General features: G+C 42.2%; 18 protein-coding genes. 10 read left to right on the top strand and 8 right to left on the bottom strand.

Going from position 1 to position 18,669, the window contains the following annotated elements:
• Positions 1 to 97: 97 nt before the first annotated feature.
• From ACPZ3T_RS10520 to ACPZ3T_RS10500, 5 genes are all read right to left on the bottom strand, one after another.
• Positions 98 to 2,248 (bottom strand): peptidase domain-containing ABC transporter, encoded by a 2,151-nt coding sequence (locus tag ACPZ3T_RS10520; RefSeq protein ID WP_490275991.1) that lies wholly within the window; start codon positions 2,246 to 2,248, stop codon positions 98 to 100.
• A 531-nt stretch (positions 2,249 to 2,779) separates the two neighbouring features.
• Complete coding sequence (locus tag ACPZ3T_RS10515) at positions 2,780 to 3,007, bottom strand: hypothetical protein (protein WP_490275989.1); 228 nt, start codon at positions 3,005 to 3,007, stop codon at positions 2,780 to 2,782.
• Between the two features lie 93 nt (positions 3,008 to 3,100).
• Positions 3,101 to 3,355 (bottom strand): hypothetical protein, encoded by a 255-nt coding sequence (locus ACPZ3T_RS10510; protein WP_490275987.1) that lies wholly within the window; start codon positions 3,353 to 3,355, stop codon positions 3,101 to 3,103.
• Positions 3,356 to 3,540: 185 nt separating this feature from the next.
• A complete protein-coding gene (locus ACPZ3T_RS10505) occupies positions 3,541 to 3,747 on the bottom strand; it encodes a hypothetical protein (RefSeq protein WP_490275985.1) in 207 nt (68 codons plus the stop codon).
• A 340-nt stretch (positions 3,748 to 4,087) separates the two neighbouring features.
• Positions 4,088 to 5,005 (bottom strand): metallophosphoesterase, encoded by a 918-nt coding sequence (locus ACPZ3T_RS10500; RefSeq protein WP_490275983.1) that lies wholly within the window; start codon positions 5,003 to 5,005, stop codon positions 4,088 to 4,090.
• Positions 5,006 to 5,230: 225 nt separating this feature from the next.
• Between ACPZ3T_RS10500 and der the strand changes: the two genes are divergently transcribed.
• The 10 genes from der to ACPZ3T_RS10450 all read left to right on the top strand — a co-directional run bounded on the left by der (position 5,231) and on the right by ACPZ3T_RS10450 (position 16,467).
• Positions 5,231 to 6,592 carry a ribosome biogenesis GTPase Der gene (der, locus tag ACPZ3T_RS10495; protein WP_490275981.1) on the top strand — a complete coding sequence of 454 codons (1,362 nt, stop codon included), beginning with the start codon at positions 5,231 to 5,233 and terminating at the stop codon, positions 6,590 to 6,592.
• 82 nt (positions 6,593 to 6,674) lie between these two features.
• Positions 6,675 to 7,595, top strand: coding sequence for an energy-coupling factor transporter transmembrane component T family protein (locus tag ACPZ3T_RS10490; RefSeq protein ID WP_490277185.1), 921 nt, complete (start codon positions 6,675 to 6,677; stop codon positions 7,593 to 7,595).
• Positions 7,596 to 7,671: 76 nt separating this feature from the next.
• Positions 7,672 to 9,222 (top strand): anthranilate synthase component I, encoded by a 1,551-nt coding sequence (locus ACPZ3T_RS10485; protein ID WP_490275979.1) that lies wholly within the window; start codon positions 7,672 to 7,674, stop codon positions 9,220 to 9,222.
• Between the two features lie 714 nt (positions 9,223 to 9,936).
• Positions 9,937 to 10,215 (top strand): transcriptional coactivator PipX, encoded by a 279-nt coding sequence (pipX, locus tag ACPZ3T_RS10480; RefSeq protein WP_490275977.1) that lies wholly within the window; start codon positions 9,937 to 9,939, stop codon positions 10,213 to 10,215.
• The gene (locus ACPZ3T_RS10475) at positions 10,212 to 10,880 is read left to right on the top strand and encodes a YggS family pyridoxal phosphate-dependent enzyme (RefSeq protein ID WP_490275975.1); all 669 of its coding nucleotides are present in this window, start codon (positions 10,212 to 10,214) and stop codon (positions 10,878 to 10,880) included. Before pipX ends, ACPZ3T_RS10475 begins: the two co-directional genes overlap by 4 nt.
• Before the next feature lie 449 nt (positions 10,881 to 11,329).
• A complete protein-coding gene (locus ACPZ3T_RS10470) occupies positions 11,330 to 11,923 on the top strand; it encodes a cell division protein SepF (protein WP_490275974.1) in 594 nt (197 codons plus the stop codon).
• Between the two features lie 99 nt (positions 11,924 to 12,022).
• Entirely contained in the window at positions 12,023 to 12,838 is an 816-nt protein-coding gene (gene proC, locus ACPZ3T_RS10465; protein ID WP_490275972.1) for a pyrroline-5-carboxylate reductase, read from the top strand.
• On the top strand, positions 12,789 to 12,971 hold the full coding sequence (locus ACPZ3T_RS10460) for a hypothetical protein (RefSeq protein ID WP_490275970.1): 183 nt from the start codon (positions 12,789 to 12,791) through the stop codon (positions 12,969 to 12,971). The genes proC and ACPZ3T_RS10460 overlap by 50 nt, the downstream gene beginning before the upstream one ends.
• Before the next feature lie 74 nt (positions 12,972 to 13,045).
• Positions 13,046 to 15,718, top strand: a complete 2,673-nt coding sequence (locus ACPZ3T_RS10455; protein WP_490275968.1) for a DEAD/DEAH box helicase — start codon at positions 13,046 to 13,048, stop codon at positions 15,716 to 15,718.
• Between the two features lie 74 nt (positions 15,719 to 15,792).
• Positions 15,793 to 16,467, top strand: a complete 675-nt coding sequence (locus ACPZ3T_RS10450) for a hypothetical protein (RefSeq protein WP_490275966.1) — start codon at positions 15,793 to 15,795, stop codon at positions 16,465 to 16,467.
• Between the two features lie 3 nt (positions 16,468 to 16,470).
• On the opposite strand, the gene ACPZ3T_RS10445 is transcribed toward ACPZ3T_RS10450, so the two are convergent.
• The 3 genes from ACPZ3T_RS10445 to ACPZ3T_RS10435 form a co-directional block, all read right to left on the bottom strand.
• Entirely contained in the window at positions 16,471 to 16,935 is a 465-nt protein-coding gene (locus ACPZ3T_RS10445; RefSeq protein ID WP_490275964.1) for a DUF4189 domain-containing protein, read from the bottom strand.
• A gap of 60 nt (positions 16,936 to 16,995) precedes the next feature.
• Positions 16,996 to 17,676, bottom strand: coding sequence for a glycerol-3-phosphate 1-O-acyltransferase PlsY (gene plsY, locus ACPZ3T_RS10440; RefSeq protein WP_490275962.1), 681 nt, complete (start codon positions 17,674 to 17,676; stop codon positions 16,996 to 16,998).
• Between the two features lie 291 nt (positions 17,677 to 17,967).
• Positions 17,968 to 18,618, bottom strand: coding sequence for a Uma2 family endonuclease (locus tag ACPZ3T_RS10435; RefSeq protein ID WP_490275960.1), 651 nt, complete (start codon positions 18,616 to 18,618; stop codon positions 17,968 to 17,970).
• Positions 18,619 to 18,669: the final 51 nt, after the last annotated feature.

Here is an 18,669-nt window from a genome sequence, read left to right as displayed (position 1 = left end):
GATTAATAGTTAATAGTCATTAGAGAACAGGGAACAGAGAACAGTTTTTCTCATCTGTTACCTTGTCTACCTTGTCTCCCCAGTCCCCAATCCCCAATCAAGTATTTAAAAAATCTAAATGTTCTCCAGATATAGAGCGTAATTTTTCTAAAGAACCTGCAACTTTTAACTTACCTTGATCTAACAACATTACCCAGTCAGCCCGATTAATTACTTGGGGACGGTGACTAATTAAAATAGTAGTTTTACCTCGACGATGTTGAAATAATTTATCTAAGAGTTGGGTTTCACTGACTGGATCAAGTCCAGCAGTTGATTCATCTAAAATTAATATTGGCGGATCAGTTACAATTGCTCTTGCTATTGCTAATCTTTGCCTTTGTCCACCAGAAATATTTGCACCAAACTCTCCTAAAATAGTTTGATATTTATCAGGAAGTTTACTGATAAAATCATCAGCTTCTGCAATTTCACAAGCCCTAACAATCTGCTCAAATGTAACGTGAGGCGCACCTAAGCGAAAGTTTTCAACAATTGAACGACTCCAAAAATGAGCGTCTTGAGGAACTAAAACTATCTGTTGACGTAGACAATCAAGAGAAAGGTCTTCTAAATTATAAATGCCAATACGAATATTACCTGATTGCAGAGAATATAGGGAAGCAATGACTTTAGCTAAGGTGCTTTTACCACAGCCAGATTTGCCAATAATTGCCACAACTTTACCCCCAGGAATAGTTAGAGAAAAATCTTCTAATAATTCTACTCGCCCAGGATAATGAAAATTTACATGACTACAAATAATGTCAGCATCACCAGGAATTTTAGCAAATGCTTTTTTCCCATCTCCTTGATTTTCTGGTGTAGCATCTATGACTTCTGTGAGGCGTTGAGTAGCAGTTTTTGCTCGTGTAAATTCATCTACAAAGGTGATGACAGTGCCAATTAAACCTACAAAATTACCATTCATAGAATTAAAGGCTAATAACTGTCCAATACTCAAATTTTCTTGGGGATTAATAACTAAATTGCCACCATACCACAACAAAGCAATACTACCAACCGCAGAAACAAAGTTAGAAAATGTACCGTTAATAACGCTAATTTGAATAGTGCTGAGGGTTAAGGTGGAAATTTTGCCAAATCTGCCTTGTAATTCTTCCCAAAATTGCGGTGATGCTGTGGTTGTTTTTAGGGTGAGTGCGCCTTTGAAAGTTTCGACTAAAACACCTTGAGCTTCAGCTTCCGTGACTAAAACATCACGAGTTTTTTGTTGCAAAGTCGGCTGAAATATGACTGTAGATAACGTCATTATTACCGAAATAAACAAAGCAACTAGCGTCAGTTTCCAGCTATAAAAAGCCATAAATCCAAAGGAAATAATGGCAATAAAAAATTTACTGGGCAGACTGACAACAACTTGTGATACTAGTTGATTAATTTGGTCAATATCTCGCAGACGACTGACAATTTCACCACTACGCCGCGCCTCATAATAAGAAAGTGGTAATTGTAAGATTTGCCGCCCAAATTCTAACACTAACCCTAGTTGTAAACGTTGGGCAAAGTGAGCAATTAAGTTAGATTGCACCCATGATAGACTACTAGAAATTACATTCATCACTACGACAGCGATCGCCATCGTAGTTAGTAGTTTAGTATCACCCCGAACTAGCACATCATCCGTAAGAATTTGGAGTAAGAACGGAGAAGCTAAAGAGAGCAACCCCAACAATAAATTTAGCGGTAAAGCTTGGGCTAAAATGCCCCTAAAAATCCAGATACGCTTAAAGAAACGCCAAAAACCACCAATTTTATCATTATCTTGCCCATGAAACCGCAATGGATCAGGTTCAAGCAACAGCATTAACCAATCACTCCACCCCTCTGCTAAAGCCTGTGGAGAGATATAACGCAAACCAACAGCCGGATCTGCAACTATATATTTTTTGCCTTTTTTACCATATAAAACTACCCAATGATGACCCTGCCAGTGAATAATTGCTGGTAGAGGTGCTTCATTCATCCGCTTTAACAATTCTGGCGAAGTTTTCACTGGACGAGCATTAAAACCAAGTGTTTCTGCACCCCGTTTTAGACCTAATAAAGTTGTGCCAAATTGTCCAGTACCTACAGCCTCACGCACACGAGAAAGAGTAACAGTCCGGCCATAGTGTTTGAGAATTGCAGTAATACAAGCAGCACCACAATCTTCTTCGCTGTGTTGTTGGATGTAATGGTATTTCATAAAGCAGAAATGCTCATATTAATTTGAGCCAAAACTTTTTCTAATAATGCAGATATAACTAAGTAAGTCGGCGAGAAAAAAACAAACTACATTAAGTAATGTAAAATTCAATTAAATTGGCTTGTAGTAAGGGCTTTAGCCCTTAAGAGAGGACTAAAGTCCCTACTACAAACCTTGAATTATTCACGCCGTTCTACTTATCTATTAATTACTAGAGTGTGCCAGTATGAATAACTTCTGGGTATAACTTGATTTTGTCAACCTGACACACCCTACCAGTCCGTAAGGTGGGATAATTTATTTTTTGATGTTCCCTTAACCATAAAAACTTTGTAATCAGGGCTAAAGCCTAGGCTGTTGACTCTGTGGCTTTTTTGGGGTGTGGTTCATGCACTTTTTTGTCGGTTTCCACAATGCCTAAAACCTTGTAATGGCTTGGCTTTTAACGAAACACAAAGTACATGGTACATATTTACTAAAAACTAACAAAGTCAACACCCTAGCTAAAGCCCTTACTACAAACTCAGTTTTTTATCTACTGCGTCTTCTTCTGTGAGAGCGTGGCGGATCATTAAATACAAAGGCTGATTCCCAAGCAAACTGAATTTCTTCTGGAGTTAGTCCAGGATTACCTAATAAAACGCCAGCACCTAAAATGAAGAAATAAGTATTCCAGTCAAAACTTACTCTTAAGCCTCCGTTCACAGCAGCAGCAGCTTCTGAACTAATTTCTGTGAAGAGTTCGTTATTAGTTGCCATTTTACCAATCTATTGTTAAAGAATAAATTAAAATCAACAAATGTAAAATTCAAAAAAGTGGCTCTATTTTATCTGTAGATAGAGCCAAACATTTTATGAAAGCATGGAGAATATCAGACCAGAAACTGGCTCGAAACTAGAAGTAAATCCTCCAGTATATTGTGATGAAATAAATGGTGAATAAGGTGTAGGAGGTGGAGGAGTGGGACTAGGAGAATTAGCAGAGGTAGGGATAAGTGGTAATAATATCTGTAGTAGGTCAAGAATGTTATTATTACCACCGTTGACAGCTACACATTCTTCCTTTGTTAGCTCCCTAAACAGCGAGCATTCCTTGGTTTCTGACATCACTTGTATACCTGCTATTGATATCTCAACTTACCTTTAACCGCAGGGAATAATCTAAATACTAAATTTTATTTCAATCCAGTATTTAGATTAATCATCCTTGCTTGAGTCAGCAAGAATTAAAGCTCTACAAATCTGACAAGTTTGGCTAAATGCCATGAACTTGTCAGACTGGTACGACTTTTTTAGTAGTATTTGCGGAAAATGGAGGAGGTTACAGCATCGCGGAACAAGTCTAAACCGAAGAATGCACCTACTCCCAGTGTGTAGAACAGATTGTTCCAATCAAAAGCAAAAGCTGTGTAAACTGGTGCAGGTGTATATGATGTTTCACCACCGTTAACAAGTGCGGATTCTTCAGCAGAGATTTGAGAGAATAATGTATCTTGCATGATTTTTAACCTACAATGAGAATGTTTGCATTTAGTATTAGCTGGGAGTTAAAAGTGATTTTTGTTTCCCTTCAACTCCTGGCTTAATTAAGACTTTAAGTGCAAATACTAGGTTAAGTCATGTCAAATTCCTGCAAATTTGCTTGCTAAATTCGGTAAAGTAGATTACAGAATTACGCCAAGAGCATTTCCGAAAAATACATAATAGCCACTGAAATCCTTTCCTAGAGCTAGTTAGCCATCATTCCAAAAAAGACTCCAACCACCTCTAGTTAACTTTTATCAGTATCGAAAGACTACAATCAGGGCTTGAGATTCATCTAGAGAGACTATGTAAAATCTATACTTTTTTGGGAGACGCTAAAGTAATTATGGTAATTTCAGGACGGGCGAATAAACGCAGATGTAAGCCTGTCATTCCTACACCTCGGTTGGTGTATAGGAGCATTTTTCCGATTTGATATTCTCCAGCGTAATATTTTTCACCCCAAGGCGGTAAAATTAATGGTCTTAAGAAAGGTAGTCGGATTTGTCCGCCGTGGGAATGTCCTGATAGTTGTAGATCAAATCTTTCTGTGGCTGCGCTGGTAGTCGCAAAGTCTGGTTCGTGGGCTAGTAATATGGCTGCACCCTTTGGGGGTATTTGCTGCAATACTAAATCCATGCGGGCTTTACCCATACCCACATCGTCAACACCAGCTATATAAAGTGTGGCGTTATCTCTGTTTAATGTGTAGATGTGATTATTTAAGTCAAATACGCCGCTTTGTTTGAGGGTTCTAATTAGGACTTTGATGTCGTTTTCATGGTCATGATTACCTAAGACAGCTACAGTTCTATCTCGTGGTGTAAGCTGTTCTAAAGCTGGCTTGAGTGATGGGATTAGGTGCGGTAAGTTACGAGTGACTAAATCCCCTGTAATCGCTACTAAATCGGGGTGTTGTTCGTTCACTAAATCCACAATATGCCGTAAACGCTGTGTAGTCATCCATCTATCTCGATGAATATCACTAATCTGCACTATGCGATAGCCATTAAATTCTGCTGGGAGATGGGGGAGAGTCAGTTGTAAAGTTTTGATCTCAATCCAATTTGGTTCAATAAATTTGGCGTATAGTATGATGCAGAATATTAATAAAAACAACCAGCGAAAATATTGCAAGACAATTTGACTGGCTCCTAGCAGCCACTTGCGATTTCTCAAGATATAGTCTCCTGTGAAGTAACTGCCAGTTCCCTTGCTATGGTATTTTTTCAAATTGGGCGGTAAATCACCCACAAGGTAGAAGCTTTATTGGGCATTGGGCATTGGGCTAATCAATTCAAAATTCAAAATTCAAAATTCAAAATTGAAGAGTTTTACTCCTCCTGCTCCCTTGTCTACCTTGTCTCCCCTGCTCCCTGCCCCCCTGCCTTCTTTCCTCCATTCCCCTATAATGAGAAATGTGATATAATAGCCGTTTCTCTCAATTACCCTTGGTTTATGGGACTGCCAATTGTTGCAATTATCGGTCGCCCCAATGTGGGCAAATCTACCCTGGTTAATCGACTCGCCGGGGAACAAACGGCGATTGTCCATGATGAACCGGGGGTGACACGCGATCGCACTTATATGCCAGCTTACTGGAATGATCGTGAGTTTTTAGTAGTAGATACAGGCGGTTTGGTATTTAATGATGACACCGAATTTCTGCCCCTGATTCGTCAACAGGCTTTAGCAGCTTTGACAGAAGCTTCTGCTGCTATCTTTGTTGTTAATGGTCAAACAGGCCCCAATTCGGCAGATGAAGAAATAGCCGAATGGTTACGTCAACAACCAGTCCCCGTATTACTCGCCGTGAATAAATGCGAATCCCCAGAACAGGGGTTAATGCAGGCGGCGGAATTTTGGCAACTGGGGTTAGGAGAACCATACCCCATATCTGCAATTCATGGCAACGGTACAGGAGAGTTACTAGACGAACTCATTAAGCACATTCCAGTTGTGACAGAAGTACCAGAAACCAATGAAATTAAAATTGCGATCGTGGGGCGGCCTAATGTTGGTAAATCTAGTTTATTAAATGCTTTTGTCGGGGAAGAAAGAGCAATTGTTAGCCCAATTTCTGGGACAACTCGTGATGCAATTGACACTTTTTTAGAAAGAGATGGACAAGCTTATCGGCTAATTGATACAGCCGGGATTCGCAAAAAGAAAAATGTCGAATACGGAACGGAATTTTTCAGTATTAATCGGTCTTTTAAAGCCATTCGTCGCGCCGATGTGGTTTTATTAGTATTAGATGCCCTAGATGGAGTTACAGAGCAAGACCAAAAATTAGCAGGGCGCGTTATTGAAGAAGGTAGAGCCTGTATTATTGTTGTCAATAAATGGGATGCTGTAGAAAAAGATTCCTATACTATTTACGACTACGAAAAAAATCTCGAAGCTAGGTTACATTTTACCGAATGGGCTGATACTATTTTTGTCAGTGCCTTAACCGGACAACGAGTCGAAAAGATTTTAGAATTAGTTAATAAAGCCGCCGCCGAACACAAACGCCGTGTTAGTACATCAGTAATTAATGAAGTGTTGGAAGATGCAGTGAAATGGCATTCTCCCCCAACTTCACGGGGTGGAAAACAGGGCAAAATTTATTACGGTACACAAGTCAGCAGCCAACCGCCAACCATCGCCCTATTTGTCAATGATGCTAAACGCTTTAACGACAACTATCGCCGCTACATCGAAAGACAATTCCGCCAACAACTAGGGTTTAAAGGTACTCCCCTGCGGTTACTTTGGCGCAGTAAAAAAGTCCGAGAAATGGAACTTGGCAGTGTCAACCGTGCAACTCGCGTTTAATAAGGTAAAAAGTAAAAGGGTAAAAGTCACAAACTTTACCTTTTTATTTTGTATGAATGCCTTTTAACTTTTGCCTGATATTATGGATTTACTGCGATCGCTACCATTAGGACTATATCTAGAACAGCCGCAAACTTGGTTACATAAACTTGATCCACGGGTTAAGTTTATCTGGTTAATGAGTTTTTTGACTAGCTATAGCTTTGCTAATAATCAATGGCGCATACTACTAGTAGCACTCTTAATTCTTTTTACTTTAACTGCTAGAATACCCCGGCGAGTCTGGCAACAACAAATGGGTTGGTTACTAACACTAACATTTTTAGTGTTTATGATTGCCGCTATCAGTCCCGATGGCTTGGGTGTAGATTATCAGCCACGTCTGCCAGCTAACTCTCAAGTTTTAGCACCACTGGTTAAAGATAAACCCCCAGTTGCTCAAGAACCAGTAAAAACTAGCAAAAGCTATCACTATATCCTATTCCATCAAGGCCCTGTAAAAATCACTCGCCGTTCTATTGATTTAGGAACGCGCTTGAGTACGATTTTGTTTACTGTCATCTATAGTACCAACTTGTACTTACTCACAACTGCACCAGAGGAAATCACCGCCGGTATAGAAAGCCTCCTGCAACCCCTACGAAGCTTGAAGATACCCGTTACAGAAATTACCTTGACCTTAACTTTATCATTGCGGTTTATTCCCCTAGTCTTAGAAGAAATCCAGAATTTAGTCCGTTCTGTCATGACTAGGGCAATTAATTGGAAAAAGCTGGGTTTAAAAGGTAGTTTTAAAGTTTGGATGACTGTAGCCGAAAGATTATTAGAAAATCTCTTGTTACGTGCTGAACAAATGGCTAGTGCGATGATGGTACGCGGTTTTACCAGTCCCAACGAACACCGAGTCCCCTGGTATGACTTAAGGTTAAAATCATGGGATTGGTTAGCGATCGCAATTCTCACCCTATTTTGGGGGATCAGAATCGTTTTAGGAGGGGTGTAGGGGTGTAGGGGTGTGGGGGTGTAGGGGTGTAGGGGTGTGGGGGAAGAACTAATAACTAATAACTAAATAAATTTTTATGTGGTATTGGCGATCGCTTCCATTAGAAAATCGTACTGGTTCAGAAATTTTCTCTGCCCTATTTTATCCCCAGACAACATCTGAAATAGCCACCCTCCTCGAAAGTCCCTACCCCACACCAACCAACCAACCCCAGCTAAGTCGCTATTCTATTTGTGCAGGCGCGCCGAGGGTAATAAATGGCATACCCCAAATGTGGACACCAAGATTAGGAAATATTTTCCCTTTCCTAGAGGAGTTATTACTAAATCGGGGACAACCTCAACAAACTAGACAAGATATAACTTCCCCCTTGTCCCCCTTGTCTCCCTTGTCCCCCTTGTCTCCCTTGTCTCCCCCCTCCCCCCCTCCCCACCTCCCCTTCACCGGCGGATGGTTGGGATGGCTGGGTTATGATGCAGCTTGGGAAATTGAACAGTTACCCCAAACGAAAATTGATCCCTTACCGTTTCCTGTGGCTTTTTGGTATGAACCAGAAGCTTTTGCAGTGTTGGATCATTTTGAACAGGTTTTATGGTTAGCAGCAAGTGATGCAGCTGAACTAGATGGGATGGAAGTGCGTGTAACAAAAACAAATCTAGAAAACTCAGTACAGCAGATCACACCCATCACTAATTATCCTATCGCGCCGGAATTTGTGACATCTCAGGTAGATTATGAAACTGCCGTCAACCGTGCCAAAAAATATATTCAAGCCGGAGATATTTTTCAAGCTAACTTATCTTTAAGATTTACTGCCACTACCTGCGCTAGTGGTTGGTCAATTTATCAAGCTTTACATAAAATTAATCCTTCCCCCTTTGCTAGTTATTGGTGTACACCTTGGGGAGAAGTAATTAGCTGTTCCCCAGAAAGATTAGTACTGTTAGAAAATGGGCAAGCCCAAACTAGACCCATAGCCGGGACGCGATCGCGTGGTATAACAGAGGAACAAGACCAGCAACTAGCTCAAGAACTCCTCAGCAACACCAAAGAACGAGCAGAACACATCATGCTCGTAGATTTAGAACGCAATGATTTAGGGCGAGTCTGTGAATGGGGAACAGTCACCGTTGATGAATTGCTCACCATTGAGCGATATAGTCACGTTATGCACCTCGTCAGCAATATTACAGGGAAACTAAGGAGCGATGCCTGCGGCGGCGAACCAGCAACCCCCATTGATTTAATTCGCGCCTTATTCCCCGGTGGTACAATTACAGGCTGTCCTAAAGTGCGGTGCATGGAAATTATCGAAGAACTAGAACCAGTACGCCGCAGCTTATTCTACGGTTCATGTGGTTATCTCGATTGGCGTGGCAATCTAGACTTAAATATCTTCATTCGTACCTTACTATTAACCCCCCATACCTCCCCAAATAACATCAACCATATCTCCACTCCCCCATCTGTTACAGATGCGATTTATCGCCTTTCCCACTCAGCACTCAAAACCGTCTGGGGACAAGTAGGCGCGGGAATAGTTGCCGACAGCAACCCCGAAAGAGAATGGTACGAATCTCTGCACAAAGCCCAAGCGCAATTAGCAGCGTTGAAAATGGTTAATTAGGGGTGTAGGGGTGTAGGGGTGTAGGGGTGTAGGGGTGTAGGGGTGTAGGGGTGTAGGGGGCAGGGGGCAGGGAGCAGGGAGCAGGGGGCAGGGGAGCAGGGGAGCAGGGGAGACAAGGTAGACAAGGTAGACAAGGTAGACAAGGTAGACAAGGTAGACAAGGTAGACAAGGTAGACAAGGTAGACAAGGTAGAGAATAACTTATGCCCAATGCCCAATGCCTAATGCCCAATGCCCCATGCCCCATGCCCAATGCCCCATGCCCCATGCCCAATGCCCCATAACCAATTCCCAAAACTGTAACAATACAGACTGTTAAAAAGAGCAATTGTTTAGGAAAATTCCCCTGTTGGCTATTTTGCTCTAACGAGCGATAATTATGGCAACATAGAGAGATGTAAGAGTAAACAGCAGTATGAGAGTCGGCTTTTGCCCTGGACGAGTTCAACGGGCGCATCCCATCATAGTTAGAATTGTAGAAGTTATTCCCCAGCCTACATACTCACTCTGTTCTCTTTTGCTTTTTGTCTTGTTTTACTAGCTTCATCTACCTCATCACCAACAGATCAAGGTCGTCGTTAATTTCATTAAAGGGTAGAATTTGCTGATTCCCAATTTAATTTCTACAAATATTCTGGCGAAAGGCGGATATTATCGTCTGAATGTTTGTACTTCACTGCCAAAAAATATATTATTCTCCTACTTGACTCCTAGATGAATCCAGAAAACGCAGAAACTTACATCAATCATCCCACTTGGGGTTTACTATATCGGATCTGCATGGTTGATGAAGCCCAGGATCTGTTCACTACACTTTATGCCCAACGCCTGTTTTTTTTGGTGGTGAATGATATGAAAGCATTGAAATTTCAACCCATAGGGCGTACAGAGGCGAGAATGTTGTTGGAAAATCGTTTACGAACTTTACGTCGTAATGGTCAGTCACAGGAGTACGATCAGCTTCAGAGTGTTTTCCAACGCACCTTCCAATGACTAGTTCCATCAGCGAACGTATTACTCAAATTCGTGCATCTCTTCCAGATTCAGTCAGGTTAATTGCTGTCACTAAGCAAATGCCAACTGAAGCTATCCGTGCTGCCTATGCAGCTGGTATCCGTGATTTTGGCGAAAATCGCATTCAAGAGGCTGCTACCAAACAAGAACAGTTACAAGACTTATCAGATATTACTTGGCATTTTATCGGTCATTTGCAAAGTAATAAAGTCAAAAAAGCCCTGGAACAATTTACTTGGATTCACTCTGTAGATAGTTTGCCGCTAGCACAACGTTTAAATCAAGTGGCACAACAGCTAGGAGTTACTCCTCAAATCTGCTTGCAAGTGAAAATTCTGCCTGATCCTAGTAAATCGGGTTGGACTGTGCCGGAACTACTAGCCAATTTGCCCGACCTTAATCAGTGTAAAAGTTTACAAATTCAGGGTTTAATGACAATTCCGCCATTCGGTCTAAATGATGCGGAGATACTTTATGTATTTAATAGTACTTGCAAATTGGCTAAAGAAATTTCTGAGCAAAACTGGGATCACATCAAAATGCAAGAATTGTCAATGGGTATGTCAGGGGACTACCAACTGGCCGTACAAGCTGGGGCAACAATGGTAAGATTAGGAACTATCTTGTTTGGTAAGCGCACTTAGGTAAAACACCCCTGTGATTTTTTGATATTATGTGCCGTTGTCCAGTATGTTCTACGGAGACTCAAGCTATATACGTATGCCGTTTTTTACATAAGTTTTACTTTTAAACAAAATAAATAATCAAAAAAAGCTTTAAAATCAACTTACGTTCGGATCTGTGTTGAGATATAATCTTGACTCAATTATTGTATCTAGGTTAATGTACAGACGTTCGATACAATACCAATTTGAAACAAGAATGCCAGAGATACACATACCTAAACAGTTGTGATATCTAGCTTTCTGAATTTTCAATTGCTACAACGTCAGTCCATTGCCAATAACAGTAGTAGATGCTACAAATAGCGATAAAATTATTGGGATTGTCTGCCCTTTGTAGCGTTCCCATTGGCTACATCATTTGATGAAGCAAAATCAATAAAGGCAATTATCAGCAGGAGCGTCGCTAAATGAATAATATATTTTCTAAACTACGAGACTTTGTAGGTCTCAACGAGCAAGTAGAATACGAATACTACGAAGAAGAAGCAGATACAGACAACTACCAAAATCTGTATCAACAAGAAAATCCCCAACCAGCACCAGCAGAAGCCACCCCACCTAATCGACGTTGGCGAGAACCAGTGACTACAATGGGTGATGACGTAGTAACAGGAACAAAATCGACGATGGGGAATGTGATTGGTATGCCAGGAGCAATTAACGGGATTTCTGAAGTATTAGTACTAGAACCTCGGACATTTGAAGAAATGCCCCAGGCAATTCAAGCATTGCGTGAGCGGAAGTCAGTAGTGTTGAATCTGACAATCATGGATCCAGATCAAGCACAACGTGCAGTTGATTTTGTTGCTGGTGGGACTTACGCATTAGATGGGCATCAAGAACGCATTGGCGAAAGTATCTTTTTGTTTACACCCAGTTGTGTGCAAGTCAGCACCCAAGGTGGAGTTATCCATGAAGTACCCCAACCTCCAGCCCGTCCTCGTCCTGCTACCCCCAGTCCAAGTACCTGGGGTAATGAAGGTAATCGGATGGCACAATAAGGTTAAATTAGTCATTAGTCTATAGTCAAGAGTCCAAAGTTGCTAATTTTTGACTATTGACTATTGACTACTGACCAATGACTCATGACTAAGTGACTAATGACTATAAAATTTGGTTTAATTGGTGGTGGGGTAATGGGAGAATCGCTGTTATCCCGCCTTATTGCAAGAGAAATTTATCACCCCTCAGAAGTCATAGTCAGCGAACCCCAGCCAACGCGACAAGCTTTTTTAAAGCAAAAATATGATGTGAGTGTCACCACAGATAACCGTCGGGTATTTAGCCAAGCCCAAGAAGTTTTGTTTTTGGCAGTCAAACCCCAGGTATTTAGTGCGATCGCTCAAGAATTAGCAGATATCATTTTAGTCACAGACAACTCACCCCTAGTCATTTCCATTTTGGCAGGAGTGTCTTTACATCAACTAGAAGCAGCATTCCCCGAATTACCAGTAATTCGAGCCATGCCCAACACCCCCGCCACAGTTGGGGCAGGTATGACTGCCATGTGTCTAGGAGCATACACCCATCCCCCACACCAACAGCTAGCACAGCAAATATTTTCAGCCGTTGGGGAAGTAGTAGAAGTAAATGAATCCTTGATGGATGCTGTCACAGGTTTATCTGGCAGTGGCCCGGCTTACGTCGCCATTTTAGTAGAAGCCCTTGCTGATGGAGGAGTTGCCGCAGGTTTACCGAGATCAATTGCTAATCAACTAGCCCTACAAACAGTCCTGGGGACAACCAAATTATTACAAGAGAGCAAAATGCACCCCGCCGAACTCAAAGACCGCGTCACTAGTCCTGGCGGTACAACTATTGCAGGGGTAGCCAAATTAGAACAGGCAGGATTTCGTTCTGCTTTAATTGAAGCAGTTAAAGCAGCTGCATGGCGATCGCAAGAATTGGGGAAATGAGGGGGTAGGGGGCAGGGAGCAGGGGGGCAGGGAGCAGGGGGGCAGGGAGCAGGGGAGACAAGGGGGACAAGGGAGACAAGGGAGAAATATTTACCGCAATGCCCAATGCCCCATGCCCTATGCCCCATATTAAATTCCCAATCCCACTATCGAAGTTGACAAAAGACTCGTTAATATAGTAAACAGTTCGGTTGTAAAAGTGATTGAGTGAATTATCCCGCACCATCTCCAGAGCTAGACTTAGGGTTGATATTTCCCTTTGAGCTAGATCAGTTTCAAAAAGATGCGATCGCGTCCCTAAATGCTGGACGCTCCGTGGTTGTATGCGCCCCCACAGGTTCGGGCAAAACTTTAGTCGGTGAATACGCTATTTATCGCGCCCTAGCACGAGGAAAACGGGTATTTTACACCACTCCCTTAAAGGCACTGTCGAATCAAAAATTACGTGACTTTCGGGAGAAATTTGGCTTTGATTCGGTAGGTTTGTTAACGGGGGATGCCTCCATTAATAGGGATGCCCCAATTTTGGTGATGACTACCGAGATTTTTCGTAATATGCTCTACGGTACACCAATCGGGCAGGTTGGGATTTCCTTGGTGGATGTGGACGCAGTAGTGTTGGACGAATGCCACTACATGAACGATCGCCAACGCGGTACAGTTTGGGAAGAATCGATTATCTACTGTCCCCGTGAAGTCCAACTAGTTGCCCTATCCGCTACTGTTGCCAATAGTGACCAACTCACCGACTGGTTAAATCGTGTTCACGGCCCTACTGACTTAATTTACTCGGATTTTCGTCCTGTCCCTTTAGAATTTCATTACTGTAGCCCCAAGGGACTGTTTCCCCTGCTCAATGACAGCAAAACCAAAATTAACCCCCGTCTCGCCAACCGAGGTAAAAGGCGACAAGGAGAAAAAGGTAGACCAGAAGCCCCCAGCATCCTCTATACCCTCAACCATCTCCAGCAACGGGATATGCTGCCGGCGATTTACTTTATCTTTAGTCGTCGGGGATGTGACAAAGCTGTAGCAGAAGTAGGTGACTTGTGGTTGGTAGATAATGATGAGTCTCAAGTGCTGCGGCGACAAATTGACGACTTTTTAACCCGTAACCCCGAAGCAGGGCGTTCAGGACAAATTGCCCCCCTATATCGTGGCATTGCGGCTCACCACGCCGGAATTTTACCAGCTTGGAAGGTTTTGGTAGAAGAATTATTCCAACAAGGTTTAATTAAAGTGGTGTTCGCCACCGAAACCCTAGCAGCAGGCATTAATATGCCCGCTAGGACAACCGTGATTTCCACCCTCTCCAAGCGTACTGACACCGGACACCGCCTCTTAAACGCTTCCGAATTTCTGCAAATGGCGGGTAGGGCAGGGCGGCGAGGCATGGATAAACAAGGTCATGTCGTCACCGTGCAAACTCCCTTTGAAGGCGCAAAAGAAGCGGCCTATTTAGCTACCTCTAAGCCAGACCCCCTAGTGAGTCAGTTTACCCCTAGCTACGGTATGGTTTTAAACTTACTACAAACCCACACGATAGAGGAAGCTAAGGAACTGATAGAGCGTAGTTTTGGCCAGTACATGGCGACACTACACTTAAGACCAGACTATGAATACATTGAAGAACTACAAATTGAATTAGCCACATTACAGGAGCAAATCGCTTCCGTCAGTCAACATGAAGTAGCGATTTATGAAAAATTGTGGCAACGTCATAAAGTAGAACGCCAGTTATTGAAAACACTACAACAACAAGCCCAAGAAGCGCGCAAAGAACAAATTAAAATGCTTCTGGACTTTGCTGTTTCCGGTACATTACTGAGTCTTAAAGGCAAAAATACTACGGTTTCTACACCTATAACAGCCGTTTTAGTAGGTCAGTCTCCGACGGCGGGTCAATCTAGTTACTTGGTATGTTTAGGGCAAGATAATCGCTGGTATGTAGCAACTAGTGAAGATGTAGTAGATTTATATGCTGAAATACCTCGCATAGACATACCACAAACCATAGTTCCACCCCAACAGTTAGTCTTTAAGCCTGGACAATCCTATCGGGGAGATGATATTACAGATGCGATCGCTCAAAGTATCCCAGAACCGGATCAATCTTTGCATCTTGCTCCAGAAGTAGCAGAACAACTCAGTCGTGTCACGGCTGTACAAGCTCAGTTAGAAGCCCATCCCTTGTATCAATCAGGAAATATTGCCAAGGTTTTTAAACGTCGGGAACGCTACGCTGAAATTGAAGCAGAACTAGAAGAATTGCAGGGGTTAGTAGAGCAACAATCTCAACGTTACTGGGAAGAATTTCTCAATTTAATCACCATTTTGCAGCAATTTGACTGTTTAGATAACCTAGTTCCCACCCAATTAGGACAAGTTGCTGCCGCCATTCGGGGAGAAAATGAACTGTGGTTAGGTTTAGCCTTAGCTAGTGGTGAATTGAACAACTTAGATCCTCAGCATTTAGCGGCTGTCATCGCCGCCTTAGTGACAGAAACCCCCCGTCCTGATAGCCGAGTTAACTTTAATCTGTCTCCAGAAATAGACGCAGGGTGGTCGAGTTTACAAAAAATCCGTCGTTCTGTCTTAAAGGTGCAGTATCGTCACGGCGTAACCTTGCCCGTAGGGTTAGAAAATCGATACATAGGCTTAATTGCCTTAGTTGAACAGTGGGCTTTAGGTACAGAATGGGTAGAATTATGTGAAAACACTACCTTAGATGAAGGTGATGTTGTCAGAATTTTACGCCGCACACTGGATTTATTATCACAAATACCCCATGTCCCCCATTTACCAGATTCCTTACAGCGTAACGCCTATCGCGCCATGCAACTCATTGACCGATTCCCCGTCAATGAAGTAGTAGAGTAATTAATTCAAAATTCAAAATAAAATTTTGAATGGTTGATGAGGTTACTGCTCACAAAATTTTCAGGCTGATAGGTATGAAAACATTTATCCCAACTATGGCTGCGGCTACCTTAGCTGTGTTACTGGGTGACTCCATTCCTAGAATAGTTACACTACCCCAAAACAATTATCCAGAAGTGACAGTTGCTCAAGCAGCAACTTTAAAAGATACCTTAATTGTGCCTGGGGAAAGAGTCGGCCCGGTAACACCCACAACCACCAGGAAGGATTTAACCAAAATTTTTGGTGCATCTCGTCTGGTTGATAAAACAATTCCTGGTGCTGAAGGGATAGGTAGTTTTGCAGCTACCCAAGTCAATTTAAATCAGGGACGCTCATTTTTGATAGTCTGGAGTGATAACACTCGGACAAAACCCCTAGATGTGCGTAATCTAGGTTATGCCTGGAAAACCCGTGAAGGTATTGGAGTCGGGACTCCCTGGAGTGAGTTACGTAAAAAATTAGGAAATTTTAAACTGTTCGGATTAGGTTGGGATTACGGCGGAACTATTCTTCTAGAAAGTAGTAAGTTATCTCGCTATCAAGGAAAGCTGATTTTAAGAGTCAGCGCAGATTCTAAAGCTGCCGAAAGATATCCTCAAGATTCCCAAGCAGTGTCAGGAGATAGCACTTTTTCTTCTACTAATCGTCACTGGCAAAGATTAGGAATTAAGGTATCTGAAGTAATTGTTATCCTCAATCCCGATTGAAGTCTAATCATTAACCGGGTTTAACACAGTCCCATTATCTATGACTTGGTATCTAGCTTCTCGTGTATACACAACCCGACAATTGACACCGCCATATTTTTTGCAGGTTTGCACAGCATATTGTCCAGCGATCGCACGACCCCGGCGAGGATATCTGGTATCATAACCCCAGCCTGTGCCATAAGCACCGTTAGACCCAACAGCTAAAGCTCCCCAAGCGTTTTTAAACCACACTGGAACTGAGCAATCATTGGCACGAGATTGTTGTTGACAATAATAAAAAGCACCGCGTTCAGCTTCTCGACGTGACAAACCAGTTGCCGAAGTGTAAACTCCTGTAGATGGGGAATAAGCGATCGCACCAAACAAATCTGGAGTTTGAGCTTGGGCAACCTGGGTAAATCCTGGTAAAGTAGCTAATAAGGTAGCGGCTGCTAAGAAAGTTTTTTGTAATTTATTTGCCAACATAATTTTTGTTTGAACTGTGTGCTAGAGAACTACAGTATCTTTATGTAGGCATTCCGCAATTTATGTATTAGTTTCTGTTTCGGTGGTTAACTTCTGTCCAATTTTCGGTTCTGTACCAGCTAATAAACGCTCAATATTACCTCGGTGACGCAAAATTACATACAACCCACCAGCTACACCAAATAGGATATAGGGTAAGGGTTGGTGGAAAATTGCCATGAGGATAGAGACTGCGATCGCCCCAGTAATGGAACTTAATGATACAATCCGCGATATCGCCACAACTACGGCAAACACGCCCAGGGTAGCTAAACCCACTTGCCAAGACATCGCTAATAAAATTCCTAAACTGGTGGCGACGGATTTACCACCTGTAAAACCTAAAAAGATAGACTTACTGTGTCCCAAAATGGCGGCTAAACCTACTAAAGTTACTAGCCAAGGTTGCCAAAGTTTTACGTCTACTGTGGTGGGAAGCAGATTTTGAGTAGAGGCGAAGTTAAATAAATAATAGACTAGAGCGATCGCTAATACTCCCTTGAAGCAATCTACTAATAAAACAAATGCGCCTGCTCCTTTACCCAAGGTTCTCAACACGTTGGTTGCGCCTGTTGAACCTGAACCGACTTCCCGGATATCAATACCCTTAAGTTGTTTCACCGCAATATAGCCTGTGGGAAAAGAACCCAACAGGTAAGCTAAAAGTACAACTACACCACACAAACTTAACCAAACAGCCATAGGAAATTTACAAGCGTCAATAGTTTATAGTCCCTAGTCTATATTGAGTCGTCCAAGTTAATCTTATGAATCAATCTAAGTAAAACGGTGTCAATAACTAAAAGTTTGTAGTGTACCCCTGCGGGGAAGCAAGCTACGCGCAGCGTCTCGTTCGCTGTAAGCGTCTCGTAGAGAAGAGAGGACTTTAGTCCTCTCATAAGGACTAAAGTCCTTACTACTAACTAGATACCAGTTTTTTAACATTACTTCACATCGTTTCGTTTTTTCAACTCGTTCTACTTGTAAGGCTTTTTACTTGGATAAAACTTCACGTACCCACTGACGAAATGCTCGTCTTCCTGTACTAGATCCTTGTGTCAGACTCAATTGTAAAAATTGTAATATGCCCTCAATAATAGGCAATTCGGCAAATATAGAGCTATTTTCTACCTCAATATACTCCCCTTGCTCCAGCAGAAAAACCTGTAACTTGTCATTTGCATAACACCAAAGTTCAGGTACTTTCAACGCTACATAAGCTGAAAGCTGAGTCTTGGAAGTAATATCAATTTCGATAGCTAAATCTGGTGGTGGATCAACTGACAAATCTATTCGTCGTTTACCAATCATTTTACTGGCGTTTTGGATGTAGAAACAGGTATCTGGTTCAATACCTGCTGACATTTCTGAACGCTTAAATGTGGTTGAACCGTAACCTTCCCAATCAAGTTCTAGCTCATCGAGTAACAGCTTTACCATGTCACCAATGAGTTCCTTCGTAACTTCATGTTCTGGTAACGGCATCCGAATTTCTAGCACCCCTTGATAATAAGCAACTCGTGCGGCGCGGTGTTCTCCGATTTCGTCTAAGATGGCTTCAAACTCAGTCCAACTAATATCTCGCAATGTCAAACATTGTCCTGGTTGAACATCAATTTGACGCAGTTGCAGTGTAACAACCATTGCATCCTCCGTACTGATTACTGTTCGGGGCTAGCTCCACACTTTCATTAA

The organism is Aliinostoc maniaoense, assembly GCF_058172895.1.
This window is presented reverse-complemented; position numbering and strand designations above follow the sequence as displayed.